At 45.0% G+C, this 20,485-nt stretch carries 20 protein-coding genes; 13 read left to right on the top strand and 7 right to left on the bottom strand.

The window, feature by feature from the left end:
- Nucleotides 1–1,206, top strand: coding sequence for a tRNA uracil 4-sulfurtransferase ThiI (thiI, locus tag PO771_RS14210; RefSeq protein ID WP_272560348.1), 1,206 nt, complete (start codon nucleotides 1–3; stop codon nucleotides 1,204–1,206).
- Between the two features lie 60 nt (nucleotides 1,207–1,266).
- Here thiI and phaC read toward each other — a convergent pair whose 3' ends face one another.
- The 3 genes from phaC to phaR all read right to left on the bottom strand — a co-directional run bounded on the left by phaC (nucleotide 1,267) and on the right by phaR (nucleotide 3,732).
- Nucleotides 1,267–2,355, bottom strand: a complete 1,089-nt coding sequence (gene phaC / locus PO771_RS14205; RefSeq protein ID WP_272560347.1) for a class III poly(R)-hydroxyalkanoic acid synthase subunit PhaC — start codon at nucleotides 2,353–2,355, stop codon at nucleotides 1,267–1,269.
- 79 nt (nucleotides 2,356–2,434) lie between these two features.
- Nucleotides 2,435–3,178: a 3-oxoacyl-ACP reductase gene (locus PO771_RS14200; protein WP_272560346.1), complete on the bottom strand. Its 744-nt coding sequence runs from the start codon at nucleotides 3,176–3,178 to the stop codon at nucleotides 2,435–2,437.
- A gap of 38 nt (nucleotides 3,179–3,216) precedes the next feature.
- Nucleotides 3,217–3,732, bottom strand: coding sequence for a polyhydroxyalkanoic acid synthase subunit PhaR (gene phaR, locus PO771_RS14195; RefSeq protein ID WP_272560345.1), 516 nt, complete (start codon nucleotides 3,730–3,732; stop codon nucleotides 3,217–3,219).
- A 271-nt stretch (nucleotides 3,733–4,003) separates the two neighbouring features.
- Here phaR and phaQ point away from each other — a divergent pair, with 271 nt between their 5' ends.
- The 6 genes from phaQ (at nucleotide 4,004) to PO771_RS14165 (ending at nucleotide 8,387) form a co-directional block, all read left to right on the top strand.
- Nucleotides 4,004–4,423, top strand: a complete 420-nt coding sequence (gene phaQ / locus PO771_RS14190) for a poly-beta-hydroxybutyrate-responsive repressor (protein ID WP_272560344.1) — start codon at nucleotides 4,004–4,006, stop codon at nucleotides 4,421–4,423.
- 85 nt (nucleotides 4,424–4,508) lie between these two features.
- Complete coding sequence (gene phaP / locus PO771_RS14185) at nucleotides 4,509–5,081, top strand: polyhydroxyalkanoic acid inclusion protein PhaP (protein ID WP_272560343.1); 573 nt, start codon at nucleotides 4,509–4,511, stop codon at nucleotides 5,079–5,081.
- 85 nt (nucleotides 5,082–5,166) lie between these two features.
- A complete protein-coding gene (locus PO771_RS14180; protein ID WP_272560342.1) occupies nucleotides 5,167–5,610 on the top strand; it encodes a MaoC family dehydratase in 444 nt (147 codons plus the stop codon).
- A 376-nt stretch (nucleotides 5,611–5,986) separates the two neighbouring features.
- The gene (gene mtnA, locus PO771_RS14175) at nucleotides 5,987–7,054 is read left to right on the top strand and encodes an S-methyl-5-thioribose-1-phosphate isomerase (RefSeq protein WP_272560341.1); all 1,068 of its coding nucleotides are present in this window, start codon (nucleotides 5,987–5,989) and stop codon (nucleotides 7,052–7,054) included.
- 98 nt (nucleotides 7,055–7,152) lie between these two features.
- The gene (locus PO771_RS14170) at nucleotides 7,153–7,509 is read left to right on the top strand and encodes a group I truncated hemoglobin (RefSeq protein ID WP_272560340.1); all 357 of its coding nucleotides are present in this window, start codon (nucleotides 7,153–7,155) and stop codon (nucleotides 7,507–7,509) included.
- A gap of 86 nt (nucleotides 7,510–7,595) precedes the next feature.
- Nucleotides 7,596–8,387 carry a hypothetical protein gene (locus PO771_RS14165; RefSeq protein ID WP_272560339.1) on the top strand — a complete coding sequence of 264 codons (792 nt, stop codon included), beginning with the start codon at nucleotides 7,596–7,598 and terminating at the stop codon, nucleotides 8,385–8,387.
- Nucleotides 8,388–8,431: 44 nt separating this feature from the next.
- On the opposite strand, the gene PO771_RS14160 is transcribed toward PO771_RS14165, so the two are convergent.
- Nucleotides 8,432–9,331, bottom strand: coding sequence for a phosphatase PAP2 family protein (locus PO771_RS14160; RefSeq protein ID WP_272560338.1), 900 nt, complete (start codon nucleotides 9,329–9,331; stop codon nucleotides 8,432–8,434).
- 312 nt (nucleotides 9,332–9,643) lie between these two features.
- Here PO771_RS14160 and PO771_RS14155 point away from each other — a divergent pair, with 312 nt between their 5' ends.
- The 4 genes from PO771_RS14155 to purU all read left to right on the top strand — a co-directional run bounded on the left by PO771_RS14155 (nucleotide 9,644) and on the right by purU (nucleotide 13,782).
- Nucleotides 9,644–10,993 carry an ammonium transporter gene (locus PO771_RS14155; protein ID WP_272560337.1) on the top strand — a complete coding sequence of 450 codons (1,350 nt, stop codon included), beginning with the start codon at nucleotides 9,644–9,646 and terminating at the stop codon, nucleotides 10,991–10,993.
- Between the two features lie 146 nt (nucleotides 10,994–11,139).
- A complete protein-coding gene (locus PO771_RS14150) occupies nucleotides 11,140–11,958 on the top strand; it encodes an HAD family hydrolase (protein WP_272560336.1) in 819 nt (272 codons plus the stop codon).
- A 169-nt stretch (nucleotides 11,959–12,127) separates the two neighbouring features.
- The gene (gene folE, locus PO771_RS14145; RefSeq protein WP_272560335.1) at nucleotides 12,128–12,718 is read left to right on the top strand and encodes a GTP cyclohydrolase I FolE; all 591 of its coding nucleotides are present in this window, start codon (nucleotides 12,128–12,130) and stop codon (nucleotides 12,716–12,718) included.
- A gap of 170 nt (nucleotides 12,719–12,888) precedes the next feature.
- Nucleotides 12,889–13,782, top strand: coding sequence for a formyltetrahydrofolate deformylase (gene purU, locus PO771_RS14140; protein WP_272560334.1), 894 nt, complete (start codon nucleotides 12,889–12,891; stop codon nucleotides 13,780–13,782).
- 93 nt (nucleotides 13,783–13,875) lie between these two features.
- Here the strand turns inward: purU and PO771_RS14135 are convergent, their stop codons facing one another.
- From PO771_RS14135 to PO771_RS14125, 3 genes are read right to left on the bottom strand one after another with little or no spacing between them, the layout of a single operon-like run.
- A complete protein-coding gene (locus PO771_RS14135; protein WP_272560333.1) occupies nucleotides 13,876–15,537 on the bottom strand; it encodes a response regulator in 1,662 nt (553 codons plus the stop codon).
- Nucleotides 15,538–15,554: 17 nt separating this feature from the next.
- A complete protein-coding gene (locus PO771_RS14130; RefSeq protein WP_272560332.1) occupies nucleotides 15,555–18,476 on the bottom strand; it encodes an ATP-binding protein in 2,922 nt (973 codons plus the stop codon).
- On the bottom strand, nucleotides 18,473–18,844 hold the full coding sequence (locus tag PO771_RS14125) for a response regulator transcription factor (RefSeq protein ID WP_272560331.1): 372 nt from the start codon (nucleotides 18,842–18,844) through the stop codon (nucleotides 18,473–18,475). The genes PO771_RS14130 and PO771_RS14125 overlap by 4 nt, the downstream gene beginning before the upstream one ends.
- A 242-nt stretch (nucleotides 18,845–19,086) precedes the next feature.
- Between PO771_RS14125 and PO771_RS14120 the strand changes: the two genes are divergently transcribed.
- Together PO771_RS14120 and PO771_RS14115 are read left to right on the top strand one after the other, a co-directional pair.
- Nucleotides 19,087–19,782 (top strand): MOSC domain-containing protein, encoded by a 696-nt coding sequence (locus PO771_RS14120; RefSeq protein ID WP_272560330.1) that lies wholly within the window; start codon nucleotides 19,087–19,089, stop codon nucleotides 19,780–19,782.
- Complete coding sequence (locus tag PO771_RS14115; RefSeq protein ID WP_272560329.1) at nucleotides 19,775–20,455, top strand: Crp/Fnr family transcriptional regulator; 681 nt, start codon at nucleotides 19,775–19,777, stop codon at nucleotides 20,453–20,455. Before PO771_RS14120 ends, PO771_RS14115 begins: the two co-directional genes overlap by 8 nt.
- The last annotated feature ends 30 nt before the right edge of the window (nucleotides 20,456–20,485 follow it).

Below are 20,485 nucleotides of genomic sequence, written 5' to 3'. Positions count from 1 at the left end.
ATGCAATATGAACATATTTTAATCCGTTATGGTGAGTTGGCGTTGAAAAAGCGCAATCGTGGAGAGTTCGAAACACAGCTTGTCCGCAATATTCGAAAAAACTTGAAAGGCTCATTTCCAAATGTACAGGTGGAGCGTACATTTGGCCGATTATATTTATCCTTGCATGGTGAGCCGTATGAAAAAGTGGCCGAACGTCTGCAAAATATTTTTGGGATTCACTCGTTTAGTCCGGTCCGATTTGTTGAAGATTTTGCGCTAGAAGCTATTCAACAAGCAGCGCTTGATGTAATGCTTGATGCTGATCCGGCTCCGCGTACATTTAAAGTAATTACGAAGCGTCCGAATAAGCAGTTCCCACATCGTTCACAAGAGATGAATCGCCATGTAGGTGGTTATGTACTCCGGAATATGCCAGACTTGAAAGTGGATGTACATAACCCGGATGTCGAGCTGATTGTCGAGATTCGTACGGACGGTACCTTTATTTCCTGCCGTACTATTAAGGGATCAGGTGGACTGCCAACAGGCAGCGGCGGTAAAGCGATGTTAATGCTATCCGGAGGAATTGACAGTCCGGTTGCGGGCTGGAAGACGATGCGTCGGGGTGTGCGGATTGAGGGAGTACATTTTCACAGCTACCCATTCACATCGGAGCGTGCGAAACAGAAAGTCATTGATCTGGCACGTATTCTATCTAAATACAGCGGTGGCATGAAGCTCCATATTGTGCCGTTCACAGAGATCCAAACGGAGATTCGCAAGCATTGCCCGGAACATTATACGATTACGATTATGCGCCGCTTTATGATGCGCATTGCCGAGAAGCTTGCTGAGAAAAATGGCGCACTTGCGATTGCAACAGGCGAAAGCCTTGGGCAGGTGGCATCGCAAACGATGGAGAGTATGTACACAATTAACCATGTAATTGACACACCAGTTATTCGACCTCTTGTGGCGATGGATAAGGAAGAGATTATCGAAATTTCCCATAAGATTGGTACGTATGAGACATCAATTCTTCCATTTGAAGACTGCTGTACGGTGTTCGTACCGAAATCACCTGTAACAAAGCCAAAGGTAGATGTAGCGGAACGCTGTGAAGTACCGCTTGATGTCGAGAAGCTGGTAGAAGATGCGGTTAACAATGTAGAGAGCCTGTGGATTGACCCGGCTGAACCAGAAGCCGAGCATGATTTCTTCTAGTAGTATAGAAAAGGAGCTGTTTCAGTCGTATAGACGATTGAAACAGCTCCTTTCTTTTTCTTATTGTGAGCGCTCAGCTAGCCAGTTGCCCACAGTCGGATACGTCTTGTTGATTGCCTGACGTCCGAAGCAGACAGATACGTGGCCTGTTGGCATCTCAGTATATGTTTTATCTTCACTGGAAATCACATTCATTAGTGCCTTTACTTGATGCGGGATCGCAATGTGGTCGCGCTCTGCTGCAATATTAAGCACATTTGCTTTAATATTGCTCAGGTCAACCGGACGTCCGCGGACAATTAATTCACCTTTCAGCAGCTTGTTGTGCTGATAGAATTCACGAATCCACTGGCGGAATGCTTCACCCGGGAACGGAATGCCGTCATTTACCCATTTCTGCATCAGCTTCCAGCCATTCACGAAACTCTCATTTTCCGCCCGATCGACGAGGCTGACGTATGGACCGTAGAAATTTACGATTGGCTTCAGCATTTTGTTACCGAAGTCAATCATTTCCGGTGGAATGACGCCCAGCGTATCAACCATTTTATCAAGGTTGAAGTATTTCTCATCGAGCCAGTTTGTGAATAGACCAGCATCCGCAAAATCAAACGGACTGGTCATAAAAATAATGTTGCGAATGGGCAGCTGTGGATGCAGGGCAGCAAAGATGGATGTCATCGTTCCACCCATGCAATAGCCAAGCAGCGAGATTTCATCGGCACCGGATGTTTTTAACACCTTGCGCACAGCACGCGGAATGTAATCCATGATGTAGTCATCCAGCTTCATGTTCCGATCTTCTAGAGACGGTGTACCCCAGTCAAGCAGATACACATCAAATCCCTGGTTTACTAAGTATTCAATGAGGCTATTGCCAGGGGATAAGTCCAGGATGTAAGGCTTGTTAATTAGAGCGTATACCATTAACAGCGGAATTCGGTGCTGTTTTGGCGCTGCTGGCATATACCGATACAGCTTTGTTTTGTTCTTGGTCCAAATGACTTCTTTTGGCGTAAGACCGACCTGTGGCTCTGCTTCGGTTGTCAGCACTTCTGTTGCACGCTGGAAGCGGCGATATGTACGCTTTGCTTCCTCGGGCATAGAATTAAGGATCTCTTCCCAATCTTTCAACACTGGAGTTGACATTAGGTACTCCCTCCAACCTCTGGAAATAAGTTCTCTCTATAACTATACCAGAATATTAAAAATAAACCAAAATATTTTACTACATGTACATGCCGCCATTAATGTTCAACTGCTGTCCGGTAATGTATTCGCCATCACGGCAGAGGAAGAGAACACCACGTGCGATTTCTTCTGGCGTACCAAAACGACGCTTCGGAATTTTGGCCACGATTTGTTCTCGTACGTTATCCGGAATAGCCTGTACCATTTCGGTATCAATGAATCCTGGGCAGATTGCGTTTACCGTTGTTGTACCGCGTGCGAGTTCTAATGCCAGAGATTTGGTGAAGCCGATCATACCAGCTTTTGCTGCGGCATAGTTCGTCTGTCCAAAGCCACCCGCCTGACCAATAATAGAAGAGATATTAATAATGCGTCCTGCATCTGATTTCTGAATGTGTTCAAGTCCAGCAGCCGTCGTATTGTAGACGCTGCTCAGATTGGTATCAATTACGCTATTCCAATCTTCCTCGGTGATCTTTCGGAAAGTGCGGTCCCGAGTAATGCCCGCATTGTTTACCAGAATATCGAGCTGGCCGAATTTGTTGATGGTTTCTTCGACAAGTACGCGTGCCTGAGCCGGATCGGCTACATCTGCCTGCGAAGCAAATGCAGTACCGCCCGCTTGCTCGATTTCTTTAACAACCGCTTCGGCTGCCACGCTGCTGCTATTGTAGTTGATGACCACTTTTACCCCGTGTGCCGCCAACTCCTTTGCAATCGCGCTTCCGATACCGCGGGATCCCCCTGTTACAATCGCTACTTTACCGTCTATTTTCACCATAACTTATTAACACCCCTTAGATGAATTGTATGCTTACGCTACTTTTCTTCCTGCACTACTTCTTTTGCAACTGCAATTTCGGCTGTTGCCGCTTCTTTTGCGATTGCAGCTTCTGTTGCTTCCGGAGAGATAGGTTCGCGGGTCATGTGTTCCTTAAGCAGGTCAATGACCGCATCAAGTTTTTTATCGAGGTTTTTAACATCAGTTTTCAAACGGTTTACTTCACGGGTTACATTCAAGTTGTTAATCTGGTGAGAAAGGTCTTCCTCGATCATTTCTTCTAAGTCATCGACTTTTGCTTCCAGATTAACAATAAGGGAAGCGAGATTAGAAATATCGGCGCGTGATGGCATGTTTGCCTGTTCCAGATAATTCTCAGTTGATTGCTTGATCATGTTCTGGTACTGCAAATACATAGTAAGGAATTGCCCCATCCATTCGGAGAAATCTTCCTTGCGCATCGACTCGTCAACAACTTTACTCCAATGCGATTCAGTTTTGTCGTACATGTCTTTCCACATGGCAAACGGGTCAAACGGCATTTTGTTGGTCACTTCTTCATCTCCTTTCCTGAATTGGTTCACCCTATTATCTGTATGAGGGATAGGGGAAAATATGTATAAAAAACATTTTCATATAAAGTATAGATAATGGTGGAAGACAACTCAAATGAAAATATTCGATAAATTACGATATATTTTTACATTTTTGTCACACACAGGACTAAAGTAATAAAGATAATTTTTCCTTAGAAATGTTTGACAAAATCACTCCATAGGTGTAAATTACACATAAGAGATATTTACAGATTTGAAGGTGATACACATGTCAGCTCATGAAGAGAATGCTCAGCCTGATCGATCAGCCAAGGAAGAAAAAACTATTACCGGTGCACCGAAGAATTTGATGGTTCCGTTTCTTCTTCTTAGTCTGCGTGGTTGGAATGTGCATGGCTATGAATTGATTCAACAACTCATTAAGTTTGGCTTCCCTTCTATTGATCAGGGTAACGTATATCGGACGCTTCGGCAGTTGGAGAAAGAGAATATGGTGAAGTCAGAATGGGATACTTCCACCGGAGGGCCTGCTAAGCGAATTTATTCCCTGACGGATGCTGGAGAACAATACTTGAACACCTGGGCATCATCACTTGAGCAGTACCAGCTCATGCTGGATCGTTTTTTCAACATGTATGCCGGGTTCTTTATGCCATCGAAACCAGACCAGTCGAAAGAAGAGAAGTAAGTCGCCATACGCGGGTCCGCAGCTTTGCTGCAGTTACCATATACATGTTAGTACTCACTTATTTTAGTAAGGAGGATTTAATCTGATGGCAGTGAACAAAAAAGCGGAGAAGGAGTCGGTTATCGTGAAAGAGACAGTGCAACAGAACCCTAATATTGTAGATGCGGTGTGGGATGGTTGGATGAATAGTGTAAAGACAATCTATGCATATCAGCGTGAGATTGAGAATATTACACTGCAAACGCTGGATCGTCAAAAAGATCTATGGACAAAGACGGCAGAAAATATCGAAAAAACTGAGCAGGAGTTGAAAAAATTCCTGGAAGAAGCGCGAGTTACTTATCAGAGCAACATAAAAAATGTAGGGGGCGAGCAAGCAGGGCAGATCGTTCAAGATTGGCTGGGACGTCTTGATGAAATCTCTGCACGTATTCAGCAACTTACATGGACACCAGGCAAAGCAAGCATCAATGTGATTAACAAATCTCAAGAACAAGTTGAATTGTCTGTGAAAAGCTTGATTGAACAACAGCAACGCACACGAGAAGAAGTTCAGAATCTGATGGACAATTTTCTAAACCAGGTAAAATCAACACAAAAAGGCCTGATCGAGTCTTTTGAAGCGAATAAAAACAATACAATAAACATGTTTAAGTAACAACTAGTTCCCCCTGAGAGTCAGGGGGATTTTCCGTGCCACTTTGTCGAATTTTGTCTAAGAAATAGGAACAAGGAGAGAGAACATGAATATATACGAAAAGTCGAAAAACGTAGTGGAGAAGTTATATGCAGACATTCATGTAGGAGATAAAGCAGAGTTTGTACGGAAAATTGAAGATCAAGATATCGTGGCATTTGCTGAACTGACGGGAGATGTAAATCCGATTCATCTGAATGATGAGTTTGCAAAGACAACGTTTTTCAAAGGACGGATTGCGCACGGTATGCTGACAGCGAGTTATATCTCTACGATACTAGGGACACAACTGCCAGGGACAAATACGATTTATTTGTCGCAAAACTTAAAGTTTAAAGCACCAGTTAAAATTGGAGATACGATTACGGTAGTTGCGGAAGTAGTAGAGAAACGCGATGATAAAAAGTTGATTAAACTTCAGACGAACGTTCTCAATGGCAGTGGCAAAGTTGTAGTAGAAGGTGAAGCGATGGTTATGAAAATGGAATAGCCTACACACCCACAAAAAAAGGCTCTCTCGTTATGTGCGAGAGAGCCTTTTTTGTGGGTGATATTTTATGCGTGTTCTGCAAGGATGCGTGTAATTTCATATACACTTGGGAAAATCCATTCGTTCCATTCTGTTAAAGTCATGGGTTCTCCTCCTTTCTTGCAGTCTAGTTTAGATCAACGTATACTCAATTTGAGTACAAACCTGCACGGTGACTACAAACGAAATTCATCTAGGTGTAATTTGCATCTAGTGTACTTGATAGTAGTTTACCCATTTTTGTCAGTTTTATTCCATATTCTATACACTTTTGCTGAAAAAAGGTACAGATAGGAAGAGGCAGAAAGAGACTTGCAAACAAGAAGGGGGAGTTACGATGACCAAAACATACGAACCGCTTCAGTCGGTTAAATGGGAGAATGGGGAGCTTGTGCTGCTTGATCAGACGAAACTTCCAGAAACAACAGATTACATGACACTTACAAGTGTCAAGCAGGTGTGGGATGCGATTGAACGTCTAAACGTGCGCGGTGCACCAGCGATTGGGATTACTGCAGCCTATGGCGTATACGTCGCGGTGCGTGAGAGTGAAGCAGAAACAGCAGAGGCATTACTTGAAGAGGTGAAAAAGCAGGCGGCGTATCTTGCTACGTCTCGCCCAACCGCTGTTAATTTGTTCTGGGCACTTGACCGTATGACAGCGGCTGCCAAACAGGCGCAGGCAGAAGGGCAAACACCGGAGCAGATGAAAGAGACGCTGCTTGCGGAAGCAAGACGTATCCAAAAAGAAGATGAAGAGGTGTGTCGCTCGATCGGAGAACATGCACTTACGTTGTTCGAAGATGGTATGGGGGTGCTGACCCACTGTAATGCGGGTGGGCTTGCGACAGCAAAATATGGCACAGCAACAGCACCGATGTACCTCGCACATGAAAAAGGCTGGAAGATTAAAGTGTTCGCGGATGAGACACGTCCTGTATTGCAGGGAGCACGCCTTACTGCGTATGAGCTTCAGCAGGCTGGCATTGATGTCACGCTTATTTGTGATAATATGGCGGCAAAAGTCATGGGGAACGGCTGGGTGCAAGCAGTTATTGTCGGTACAGACCGTGTGGCAGCAAATGGTGATGTAGCGAATAAAATCGGCACATATGGGCTTGCTGTGCTGGCAAAGGCACATAACATTCCATTTTATGTGGCGGCCCCTCTCTCTTCTATTGATCTTGGTACCCCAACTGGGGAGCAAATCCCGATTGAAGAGCGTGAGGCAGATGAAATCATTCGCGGCCTTGGACGTCAGGTCGCTCCAGCTGATATTAATGTGTATAATCCAGCGTTCGATGTAACGCCGAATGAATATGTGACGGCGATTATTACGGAAAAAGGGATTGTCCGTGCGCCGTATGCGGAAAATTTGCGCCATTTGTTTGGACAGAAGTCGTAAGCTACGATAGTGTGATAAATATCACTGTATAAATGTGGTTCTATGGGTACACTACAAAGGTAAACACTATAGTAAACGGTGAAAAGGAGCGATCATAGATGGCATCTTTATATGAAAGACTCGGTGGACAGGAAGTCATTCAGCAGGTTGTGGATGTTTTTTATAAACGTGTGTTAGCTGATGAGACTGTCTCTCATTTTTTTGATAACACAGATATGGAGAAGCAGCGCCGACATCAGGCGTTATTTATCTCGTTCGCAACGGGTGGCCCGAATCAATACAGTGGCCAAAGTATGGAGAAGGCACATAAAGGTATGAACATTCAACATGAGCATTTTATGGCGATTGTGAATCATCTTGTCGCATCGTTAAAAGAGTTTAATGTAGGTGAGGAAGATATTCAGGAATTAGTGGCAAAGCTTGCACCGATGGAACCTTCCATAGTTGGACAATAATTGTATAATAGAAAGCAGGCAACCGGAGCGCGTATATCGCCTCCGGTTTTTTTGTGGAGATGGGCCTAGAGGAGGAAGGTGAGGAAATGTTTTTGTATCGGTTGTTAAATCCGCTGTTTTTTACGCTGCGCTCACGTATACGCTGGAGCCGTTCAGGCTATCGGATTGTGCATCCGGGAGTGCATGTCTCTTATACAGGAGAAGCACGTCGCCGGTTTGATCAGCTATGTATGACGTATCCAGAGGTACAAGCATGGACGCGGGAGATGGATGAGGCGTTATTTCGACGTAATGTACTTGTGCTAGATTGGTTGGATCAATTTAGATGCCAGACGGGAGGGGTTCATCAGTCGGGTTCGTGGCTAGATATTGGAAGTAAAAATTTTGACTATGCATATGCCTTTCGGGCAGTGCAGGTGGCAGGCGATGATGCATCTGCGGCACTTTCTGGTATTGAGCTGGACGGTTATCGGGTATATCGAGATGGGTATAGTCGGTATGATCACGCGATGTATCATGCGACGCGGACAGAAAGTACGTATATGGTAGGCGATGTGCTCGAAGCGAAGCTGCCATCTGCTCGAACAGTGACATTATTGTTTCCGTTTGTATTTGCGGAGCCACTTTTGTTATGGGGGTTGTCTCTTGGTGCATACCGCCCACAGGATATATATGATCGGGCGCTTGCATTGACGGAGAGTGGAGGCGAATTATGGATTGCCAATCAGGGAGAACGAGAAGCAGAGGCGTCATATGAGCTACTGCAGCGGTGCTGCAACCGTAATGGTGAGTTGGAGATTAGTAAGGCAGGAAGGCTGACATGTGAGATTGAAGAGTATCCAGCGGATGTATATGGGTTTATCGTGAGGAAGAAATAAAAGACTTTTCGCTTTGAGCGAAAAGTCTTTTTGAATGAGAGAAACTATAGATTCGATGTATCCTGTGTAGAAGCGGCGGTTGGAATCGGAAGTAGTTCCGCATTCTTTTTCCGAGCTTCCATTCGACGTGCTGCAAAAGCGTACAGGAAGTCGGTCAGTTTAACAGTGGAGTACCCAAGCACCATGCCGGCAAGTACATCAAGCACCCAGTGAATCTCCAGATAAAGCGTAGAGAAAATAACCAGGCCGCAGTAGGTTGCCATCACCCAGCGGAAGATGCTGCCCTTCTCGCGGAGTGCCAACAGAAGAATCGCGAAAGAAACAGATGTGTGCATGCTTGGGAAGCAGTTCATAACCCAGAGCAGTGCTTGGTTATGTGTGAAGCCGCGTGCCATACCATCCGGGTCACCGAGTACATACCATACTTCTTGTAACATGACGAGCGTATAAAATGGCACGATGATCGGTAACTGCAGGGTATGACTAGACAGTACATAGCGAAGCATTTTAGCCAAATCTCGTGTCATTAAGCTTCGGATGACCGCTACCCAAAGTGCAAGTGAAAAACCATAGCCATATACCCAGCGCATGAAAATCGTAAACCATTCAGGCTGGTACAGGCGGAAAATCGCCCCGTTATTAAACGGAATTTTCCGGAATGTATCGTTCCAGTTGAAAAGGTGTTTAACGTTTGATGTTTCCCAGCTAGCAAGGTAGTACCACAGTTTAGGTGCGTGCTGATACACGTAATACAAACAGAACAGCAACGCAACTCCTTTAGGGAGGAAGGTAAGGAGATCAATGTCTTTTTGATCTTTACGAAAATCCAGAAGAAGCAGAGCAAGAAAGATCCAGTTGAAAATAATCCAGTGTTCAACCGTGGAAATTTGCCAAACAACTGCCCCTAGTAACAAAAACAATACGACAAGAATCGCACGCCGCATGTAAGACACCTCTTAACCCTTTCTTTACGATATCTTTAATAAAGTTTTATATTCACCCCATTATACTGAAAATCATTTCGTGCTGGCTATTGTTTTTTTTAACTTTCATGAAGAATTTTTAGGCTTCTAATCTAGGTTAGGAGAGGATAGTTAACATGAATAAAAAAGTGAGAAAAATCAAGAAATAACAGATGTAAGCGGTTGATTCTGGAGATATTTAATGTCAATTTATATTACATCAGTTGCACAATTCTACAGATGAACATATATTTATGTCATGAAAGTTAACATTACAGGAGAGGGGACGTGAATATGGACGCTTTAGTTAGTGCACTTGATTCTGCTTATGTTTTTGTAGCTGCAATCTTAGTTATTTCCATGCAGGTAGGATTTGCGCTATTAGAGGCTGGTTCAACCCGTATGAAAAATGCTGGTCATGTAGCTGGGAAGCAGATTATTAGCTTTGCGATCACGGGCATTTTCTTCTGGGTAGCAGGCTTCGCGATTACATTTGGAGATGGCAATGGGTTTGTTGGATGGAAAGGATGGATGCTTCATCTTGGTGGAGCGGAAGTAGATCAAGTATTCTCAGCTTTGTCGTGGGCGCACGTACCACTTGATCTGAAGTTTTTGTTCCAGATGGCATTTGCTGCTGTATCATTAGCCATTGCCTGGGGCGGTTTTGCAGAACGTGCCAAATTGTCCGTATATTTCGTCTTCGGAATTCTCTTTACAGTTGCAATCTATCCGGTTATTGGTCATTGGGTATGGGGCGGTGGTTGGCTGGCTAAGATGGGCATGCAGGATTTTGCCGGTTCGACTGTTGTCCACTTGCAAGGTGCGGTAGCTGCTCTTATCGCCACATTGCTTCTTGGACCTCGTATTGGCAAGTTTACGCGCGATGGAAAACCAAATCTGATTCCGGGTCACAATCAGGTGTATTCTGTCCTTGGTGTTATCATTCTTTGGATTGGCTGGTTTGGGTTTAATGCAGGTTCTACGATGGCGATTGGAGATGGATTCTTTAGTTATGTAGCACTAACGACAAATCTAGCCACAGCGGCAGGTGCGATTGCTGCAATGTTAATCGCGTGGTTTGTACTTGGTAAGGCGGATATTCCAAGCATGCTAAATGGTGTGCTGGCAGCACTCGTAGCGATTACGGCAGCATGCGCGTTTGTAGAACCGTGGGCAGCAGTTGTGATTGGGGCGATTGCGGGTATGATCACATTCTTCACATCGCTGTATTTTGAGCGTAAAGGTGTAGATGACCCGGTTTTTGCTTTCTCGGTACATGGGATCGCAGGTATATGGGGTACGATTTCAACGGGCTTCTTTGCTTCTCCTCGTCTGGTGGAGAAAATGGGAGTTGGTAAGGCGGGTTTGTTCTATGGTGGTGGCTGGCATCAGTTGTACGTGCAAGTTATCGGGGCGCTTGGTGCGATGGTATATGTCGCAGCTGTCAGCTTTATCATTCTGTATCTACTTAAGGTGACGATGGGGCTGCGTGTTACACCGGAAGAAGAAATTACCGGCCTTGATTTGAGTGAGCATGGTGTGTATGGCTATCCGGAACATCTTGATCTGGCTGAAAAACAGGCTTTTGCTTCGGAAACAGTATTGGCTAGAGCGGCAGGGTACGCTTATGAGCGTACTGTATAAGGTAGGAAATGAGTGGAAAACGAGGCTGTCGTAGTGGCAGCCTCGTTTTACGTATTTTTACAGCTTTCTGTTGGGAAAATTGAAAGGTATGGTATGATACAGGAGTAGGATAGAAATCGTGAGAGTAGAGGAGTACGACAAAAAATATGAACTACAGGCTTGTTGCAATTGACATTGATGGAACGTTATTGACGGATGATTACCGCCTTACGGAACAAAATAAAGAAGTACTGTATACAGCGGCGGAAGCTGGTGTTACAGTGGTGCTCTGCTCAGGCCGGGCCCCACACAGTGTAACACCTATTCTGTCAGAGATTGGGATTGAAGGGTATTATGTTGCACACAATGGGGCAGTAGCCGTTCATTCCGGCACGCAGGAGATGCTGTTGGAGAATGGTTTTTTCATGGAGGATGTACAAGCGGTAATGGAATACTGCCGTATGCGCGGAATTCACACAGATTTTTGTACTGCTTTTGATATGTATACAGAAAGTATGGAGCGCGACGATGTGCGGGAGATGTATGCTAAGTATTTAGCTGCGCCTAAAGTGATATCTGACCCGCTCTCGCTGCGTGAACGACTGGTGAAATTTACGCTGTTCGGTACAGAGAAGCAACTTGATTGCGCGTATGATGACTTATCGACACTCAAATTACCGGTTCAGCTTTTGCGAAGTGGACCGTTCTATATTGATGTAATCGAACGGACTACTTCTAAAGGAGCAGCATTGAATCATCTGGCAAGCCATATTGGGGTGCCGCTTTCCGAAACGATTGCGATTGGCAACTACTATAACGATCTGGCGATGCTGTCCATTGCAGGTGTTGGTGTGGCAGTTGCTAATGCGCCAGAGGATGTAAAGGCACAGGCAGATCTCGTCGTAGCATCTAATAATGACAGCGGGGTAGCAGAGGCGCTCACACGGCTTGTATTGTCTAGTTCAACGGGCGTATCCCGAAAATAGGTAGTGGAAGAGAAGGTGTGGTACGTCTTTTGTAACCTCTGTTTTCACTGTAGATAACGAAAAATCAACTTGCATTTGTTAGACAACTATTATACAGTGTACTTTATGGAGAACAGACACTGGCACTGCTGAAATCTGTTCTATGTTATTAGCTAAGGAGATGAATGCCATGCGTGCAGAAGCAGTTAAGTCCAGTAAACAGGCTGCCGATCCGATTGAGCAGCATTTTTATGAAGTTATTCAGTTAATCGGGGAAAATCCGGAACGGGAAGGACTTCAGGAAACACCGAAGCGGATTGCAAAAATGTACCGTGAAGTGTTTGGTGGCTTGCAGGAAGATCCTGAAGAGGTTCTCGGCAAAACATTCCCGGCTGAAGGGGCATCTGACATTGTAATTGTACAGGACATTCCTTTTTATAGCATGTGTGAGCACCATTTTGTACCGTTTTTCGGAAAGGTGCACATTGGATATATTCCAGATGGACGCATTGTAGGCTTAAGTAAATTTGCACGTCTGGTTGATATTCTTGCTCGTCGCCCGCAAGTGCAGGAGCGTATGACCAATCAGATTGTAGAAGCGTTGAACAATGTGGTTTGCCCGATCGGCGCGATTGCAGTTGTAGAAGCTGAGCACTTGTGCATGTCTATGCGTGGCATTAAGAAGCCAGGTAGTCGGACGCGCACGATTGCGCGTGGCGGGGTGTTTGAAACCGATCTGGTGCAGGAAGAGCGATTCTTCCGCCTGTTGGAAAAAGAATAAGCAACGTAGACAAGAGAGCTGACGATAGCTCTCTTTTTTACATAAGACGAACGTTCATGCAGTAGAATGACCAGTCTGTATCATTTTATTCGTTTTCCAGCGGAAAGAAATACGGTATAATAAGCGGAAATTGATTTTTTTGAACCTTTATTTTGGAGGCACGTAAAATAATGACAGCACAAAAAGTAGTATCTGTATTTGGGGAGAAATATCAAGGAGTCGGGCGTATGCTTATTTCATGCCCGGATCGTTCGGGAATTGTCGCGACTGTTTCTCGTTTCTTATATGAGAATGGTGCGAACATTCTTCAATCAGACCAGTATACGCAAGATCCGGAAGGGGGACGTTTCTTCATCCGAATCGAATTTTATAAGGAGAATCTGGAATCCACAGTTGATCATCTGCGTCAGGAATTTATGCCGATAGCGGACGAGTTCGAGATGGACTGGCGCATTACACTTGCCAGCCGTCCGAAAAAAATGGTGATTTTTGCGTCGAAAGAAGACCATTGCTTGCGCGAACTGTTGTGGAACTGGCAGGCAGGAGATCTGAATGCCGATATTACGATGGTCATTAGTAATCATGAGGATTCAAGAGAGCTTGTCGAGTCTCTCGGCATCCCGTATCATCATCTACCAGTTACAGCCGATACGAAGCTGGAGGTAGAGAAAAAGCAGCGTGAATTGATGGAAGGCAACGCAGATTTCATCGTGCTTGCCCGTTATATGCAGATCCTCTCTCCGTATTTTATTGAGCATTACCGCAACCAGGTTATCAACATTCATCACTCGTTCTTGCCAGCATTTATCGGTGGAAAGCCATACAATCAGGCGTATGAGCGTGGGGTAAAGATTATCGGAGCAACGGCACACTATGTAACAGAAGACCTTGATGCTGGACCGATTATCGAGCAGAATGTAAGCCGTGTAAGTCATCGCGATAACGTAGAGGACTTGAAAAAGGAAGGACGTCATATCGAGCGAATCGTACTTGCTCGTGCCGTTCTCTGGCATGTAGAAGACAGGATTCTTGTCCATAAGAACAAAACAGTTGTATTCACCTAGGAATATCGTCACAAAAAGGAGCAAGCTCAATTGTCGCTACGACTTTTGAGCTTGCTCCTTTTGCTTACTATTGTACGTATATCAACTCGGTATTTATCGTGATGAAGCTGTACGCACAAAGAGTCGGTTAATGCGGGCTTTTAGTTCGATCGCGGAGAATGGCTTTAGCACATAATCATCAACACCTGTATCTAGTGCTTGAGCAATTTCTTCTTTGGCATCTCGCCCGGTCAGCATGATGATGGGAGTTTTGGCGAAACGTGGTTGCTTACGCAAAGTCATACAAGCTTCCAGGCCATTAAGAACAGGCATCATGCCATCAAGAATAAATAGGTCGGGTGTGATATCCGTAACGATGTTGAGAACTTCCTGCCCGTTCTTAGCAAAAATAAGATCCCAATCGGTATCAGCCAACTGGTTTTTTAAAATCGCATGTACGATCATATCGTCATCTGCGATGAGAACTTTCTTGCGAGCTACACCGTTTGTAGCATCATCACCAAGCTCGGAGGCAAGACAGATGCGGTTGCGGCCCTTGAATTTCGCCAGGTACAGAGCCTTATCTGCGTATTCAATCAGGCTGGTAATATCATGTCCATTGATCCCGATCTGAGCCATGCCACAGCTGAAAGTTTGAAAGAAGGAGACATTCTGACAGGAACAGTGAATCTCAGTTCGGCTGAAATCTTCACGAACCCGGTTCAGAATGACCTCTGCCTGCTCAAGTGGCGTATCCGGAAGGACAACAATGAATTCTTCTCCCCCGTATCGGGTAATGATATCCGTTTCCCGGAGTTTTTCTTTAAGAAAAGAAGCAAACGATTTGAGAACCGTGTCACCGCATGGGTGTCCGTATGTGTCATTTACCCGTTTGAAGAAGTCCAGATCAATAATCGACAGTGTCACATTTTGCGGCTTGCGCGCATGCATGATGAATAGCTCCTGCAGGCGATCAAGCAGATAGCGTCGGTTGTGAAGTCCTGTTAAAGAATCGTACAACGTTAGGGAACGATACTTTTCCACGCGGGAAATTAATGTTTTGATGCGTAACATCAGCTCTTCAAAATGGAAAGGTTTCGTCAAGTATTCATCTGCACCTAACTGAAATCCTTTATACTTGTCGGTCAGATCGGCTCGTGCGGTTAACATCAGTACCGGAGTGAACTCGCGCTGTACGTCATTACGAATGTACTGCATGACATAAAAGCCATCTGTATCAGGCATCATAATATCCAAAATGATGCAGTCTGGCTGTCGATTCAGCATTTCCTCCAGATTATGACTTGGGTCAGACAGTACTTCTACATCAAATCCACCCATAGACAGCATATGGTGAATGGACGATAGAAGGATCTCGTCATCATCAATGACAAGAATCCGCTTCGGCTTGCCATCTAGAGCATTAAAATGCCGCATCTCCTGCAGAATATCTTCACTAACATGAGCGTGTTCAGCCATACGCAGGTACGTAATTGCTTCGTTGATGAGCGTATGTAGTGGGGTGATCATATAAGATGGCAGAGCATAGGTGTGGCTTTCTGAGAACATTAATAACCCGGTTTCTGCTATATGCGTCAGATTGGAAAAACCAAGCGTACCTGCTGTTCCTTTTAGACTGTGCAGTACCCGATAGATTTCTTCTCGCCACTTTACATCAGTCTGCAGATGTTCTTCCTGTGATAAACGAGACTGTACTTCTATAAGCTGCGCATAATATTTTTTTCGAAAAAGTTGTTCAAGTGTTTCTCTTGCCATACTCTCACTCTTTTCCTTTAATCCTTTTCTTGATCTGCGGGAATAAATACGTGCCCTTCTGCTTCTTGCTGTTGAAGCAGATTCCAAACCGTTGATGTAAGTTTTTCAGCTGCATACGGCTTAATTAAATATTCAGAGATTCCATATCCAATTCCTTTTTCTCGTTCCTCAAGTGCACTGGAGATTACAATCGGAATGGATCGATAGGCTTCCTGACGCTTTATTTCCTGTAAAATCTCCCAGCCATCTTTTCCTTCTCCGAGCATAATATCAAGGATGAGAAGAAGTGGTGGATCATCGGCGATGGATTGTAATGCCTGTTCCCCATTCAATGCATGAAAAATCGTAATTCCCTTTTGCGTAAGAAAGTTACCGAGTTCTTCAGCCAAATACGTACGCAAGCTTTCGTCATCTTCTACGATTAGAATATGTCCGGAAAGCTCCTTTTCGACTATGGGCGTACCGTTTGTTGATTCAGGAGCAGGAGGTACGTAGGGTAGCCCATGCGAAGAAGTGATCGCTGTTGGCAGTGAAATCGTAAATGTACTTCCGCTTCCAAGCGTGGAGGAAACATGAATCAAGCCATTATGGGCTTTTATAATCTCTGAACAAATCGCAAGCCCAAGGCCGGTTCCCCCGATTTTACGGCGGTCTGAATTATCTACTCGATAAAACTTTTCAAATAGATGAGGGATAGCATCTTCTGGAATGCCGAGACCTTCATCTGTAATGCAAAGACATACATCTTGTGGTCGTTCCGCGCACATATCGATTGTGAGTGTGACTGTTCCGCCATTTGGCGAATACTTAATTGCATTGCTTAGCAGGTTGGTCACAACTTGCTGTATCTTTTCATGATCCGCACATATGGTATCTTGTGACGTACGGCACTCGAGACGAATCGGATGTATATCGGAATGATGGGCGCTTATGACTTCTTCTACAACATTACGTAGGCTGATCATTTCTTTCTGGTATTCCTGGTGTCCGGATTCCATGCGTTGTACATCAAGAAAGTCATTAATCAGGTTGGTCAGTCGCCGCGCTTCTTTATAAATTGTATTCAAGTAGCGTGTTTGTTTGTCAGGATTAATTTTGCGCTGAAGCATAATTTCCACAAAGCCGAGAATGCTGGATAACGGCGTGCGAAGTTCATGACTGACAGTGCTGACGAATTCGGATTTCATTCGGTCGATCTCATACTCTCGTGTAATATCCCGACAGACAATGACCCAACCGATAACGCCAGCATGATCGTTTATAACTTTACGATAGTACATGCGAATAACCCGGTATGTCGGCTGGATAATTTCAACAGTAAGTTCTTGTAGTTCATCCAGCGTGCCATTAATAGCCTGATGATAGAAGGCAAACATCTCGTCTGGCTGCTTGAAGCGCTGGTGAATTTTTCGCGATAATTCTGCCATAGTGAGTGTTTGAATGTCTTCGGGCTTTTCAACTCCATACATATCACACCAGGAATGATTGACAGCAAGCAGTTCGCCCTGTGGACCAATGAGACAGATACCTTCGAGCGCTGAATTTAGAATCGCCTGGTTAAGTAGACTAGTCTGCTGGGTCTTTTTATACACGACCGCATTCTCTACCGCAAGTGAAATCTGGCGGGTGAGTGCGCTAAATTCATCCAGGTCAGCGTGAGTAAAGGCGTATCCATTCAGACGGGTGACGACTAGCAGCGCTACGACCTCGCCATCTCGGTTTAAAAGTGGCATGTATAAATCATGTACAGGATACGATGCGTGGTGTCCACTCTCCTCGGTACGAGCTATACGTTCGAGAGTTAGCACGCTTTTCTCAGCAATAGCACGACCGCTCATTCCTTCATAAATATGCGCAAGCAGAATGTCGATCTGCTCGTGAGCGATTCCTTTACTTACAAAACGGTCCTTCAGTTCATGGTCAAGTATAATCGCGGCGCCAATCTGAGAACCTGTGAGGTCAAGCATACTATCAAGTACTTGTTTGAGCATGCTTTCGACTTCGATTTCAGTTGCAAGCGATGTGCTTAGTTGATTACGGCGAAGGAGAATATTTTCTTTGTCCGTCAGCTTCTGGACGGCTTCTTCAAGTTCTACCTGCTGCGCGTATAGTTCTTCCTGATGGGCGGTTAATTCATCATTTTGGGATAAGAGATTGCTCTCTTTTTCTTCCATTTGGTGCACCATCTGGTTAAAGGCATGCTCAAGCTCGCCAAGTTCATCATCATGATTCAACGGTGGGATGAGTGTATATTTCCCCTGCGATATGCGGCGTGCAGAAGCGGTCAGCACTTCGAGCGGCTTGCCGATCTCGCGCCCAAAGCGTGTTGTAACCCAGTAGGACAAAATCAAGATCATAATAAGCAGGCTAAGAAACCCACTCAGTGAATACATGATGTAGCGCTGGTGCTCTTTTTGCACTTGCTCGATATCATCGGTATATACCCCCATCTGAGTTTCCAGGCGATTGCGGATGCTGTTAACAAAGTTTGTATAGCCAGTTTGAGAAGCCCCGGCTTTTGTATTGATTGCCTGGTAGTTGGCGGCCCGAGCAAGGGAGATGCCTTCCGGGATAATTTTATCGGTATATACCTTGAGATCGCGTTTGATTCCTTCAATGAATGTTCGCTCTTTCCCGGTTAGTGGAAGCTGGCTGTAGGCCTCAATTTGACTTTGTGCGTCTGCCTGCCGTGCATCAATCAAGGTAAGGAAGGAATCATTCCGCATGGCCATAAAGCCACGCAGTTCAGAAACAAGTCCTTCAATATTATGCTGCACGAGGCGCAGTTGATTGCGCTTTTCAAGTAGATTGGACATCGACGTATTATAGTTGTTCAGTTCACGAATGTTGAACGTCCATAAGACAGCCGACAGTGCTAGAATCGCAATAAGGGGAATGAGTAGAAAACGCCGCAGGCGGTTTACAATACTCGTTTTCATAAAGGTTTTTCCTCCAGAATCTCCTGTATAAAGCCGAGAAGCTGCATCGGGCTGAATGGTTTAGCGAAAAAGTAATTCACACCAGCCTTGACGGCATTTTCCCGGTCTTCTGCCTGTGTTTTGGCTGTCAGCATCACAATCGGGGTTGTTTTACCTGCTGCTCGTACAAGTTGGCAAACTTCTAGTCCTGTTTTTCCTGGCATCATAAGATCAAGCAGAATAAGGTCATATTCGTGCTGCATAATTTTCTCATAGGCTTCAAGTCCATCTTGCGCTTCATCAAGCTCATAGTCTTCGATTTCGAGCGTTTCCGTGATCAGCATGCGCAATACATCTTCATCATCAGCAATTAGAATTTTCGTATTCATGTAGTCCCATCTTTCTTTTCTTTATAAAAGTTTTATACTCTTTACATTAATATGAGATGATGATTTTTTCCATATAAAGTTCATAAACAATAGTAAAAAAAGCATAAATACCTGTTTTTATTTTAGGTATAAGGATATATAAACAAAGGCGAAGTCCTACCTGTATTTTGATTTGTAGAGAAAGAGTATTGTGCCGTATAATGGCTCAAGAATGAAGTCGAATACAAGAAGGGGAGTAACAAATGCAAGCATACGTAAAAGCGGTAAATATCGGACTTCCTGTTTTCTATGAGACGGGAGGAGTTCGCTGGGAGAGTGCCATCGCTAAGCAGCCGGTGAGCGGCGAGCAAATACTTGGATTAGAGGGGTTTGAAGGAGATGGACAGGCAGACCGCAAGCATCATGGTGGACCGGACAAAGCGATATGCGTGTATCCACTCGAACATTATCCGTACTGGGAGGAGCGTCTCGGTCGTGTTCTTCCGGTTGCGGCGTTCGGAGAGAATGTAACGGTGAGTGGTCTCGTTGAGGAAGATGTATGCATTGGCGATACATTTGCTTTAGGAGAGACCATTGTCCAGGTTAGTCAGCCCCGTCAGCCGTGCCATAAGCTAGCGAAACGCTATGGTGTGCCGGAGATGGCGCTATGGGTACAAAAAACGGGACGAACCGGGTTTTATTTCCGGGTTATCCAGCCAGGACGAATTCAAGTTGGTCCTGAGCTTATGCTTCGCCGCTTGTCCGCTGATCCGGCTGGTATATCGGTGGCTTGTGCGAACCAGCTGATGCACGAAAATAAAGAGGATCAGGATGGAATACGTCGTCTGTTGGATGTTGCAGCTTTGTCGGCCAGCTGGCGTGCAACGTTTGAGAAGCGGCTAGCAGGAAACAAGGAAGATACTGGAGCACGGCTTAATGGGAGTGCGGAACGTGGATAACGAGCAACTACTTACCTTTTTGCGCAGAGTCCCGTTGTTTGTATCGCTTACAGAGGAAGAACGTGAGCATATTGCTACTGTTATGTCGCGTCGCACGATGAAAAAACGTGGGATCTTGTTTTATGAAGGGGCGTTATGCACGGCGATTTATTTACTTGAACACGGTCGGGTCAAAGTGTACAAAACAACGGAAGACGGCCGGGAACAGATCGTCAATGTCCTGCAAGAAGGGGATTTATTTCCTCACGTTGGCATGTTTGGTGGCAGTCCGTATCCGGCCACAGCGGAGACGCTGGAAGATACGGTTTTGTACTCCATTAATGTAGAGGAGTTGACCCGGCTTTTGGAGAATAGCCCCCGTCTATGTATTCGCCTTTTGCAAATTCTAGAAGGAAAAATCCGTGAATTGCAACGACGTCTATCTGATGTGTTGAGCAAAGATATGCGAGAGAAAATTGTGAATACGCTGCTCTCACTTGCCCGTACAAGTGGCATAGAGACAGAGGAAGCGCATGAAATTCATATGGAGCTGACGCACCAAGACATTGCGAGTATGGTTGGAACAACAAGGGAAACGGTAAGCCGGATTATCAGCCAATTGAAGCGGGAAGGTGCCCTACAGTTTGATGTGCAAAAAATTGTGCTCTACAAGAATAAATTATTTTTGTCATAAAAAACACGTTCGATTGTGGACGTGTTTTTG

It is taken from the genome of Aneurinibacillus uraniidurans (assembly GCF_028471905.1).
Classification (GTDB): Bacteria; Bacillota; Bacilli; order Aneurinibacillales; family Aneurinibacillaceae; genus Aneurinibacillus; species Aneurinibacillus uraniidurans.
This window is presented reverse-complemented; position numbering and strand designations above follow the sequence as displayed.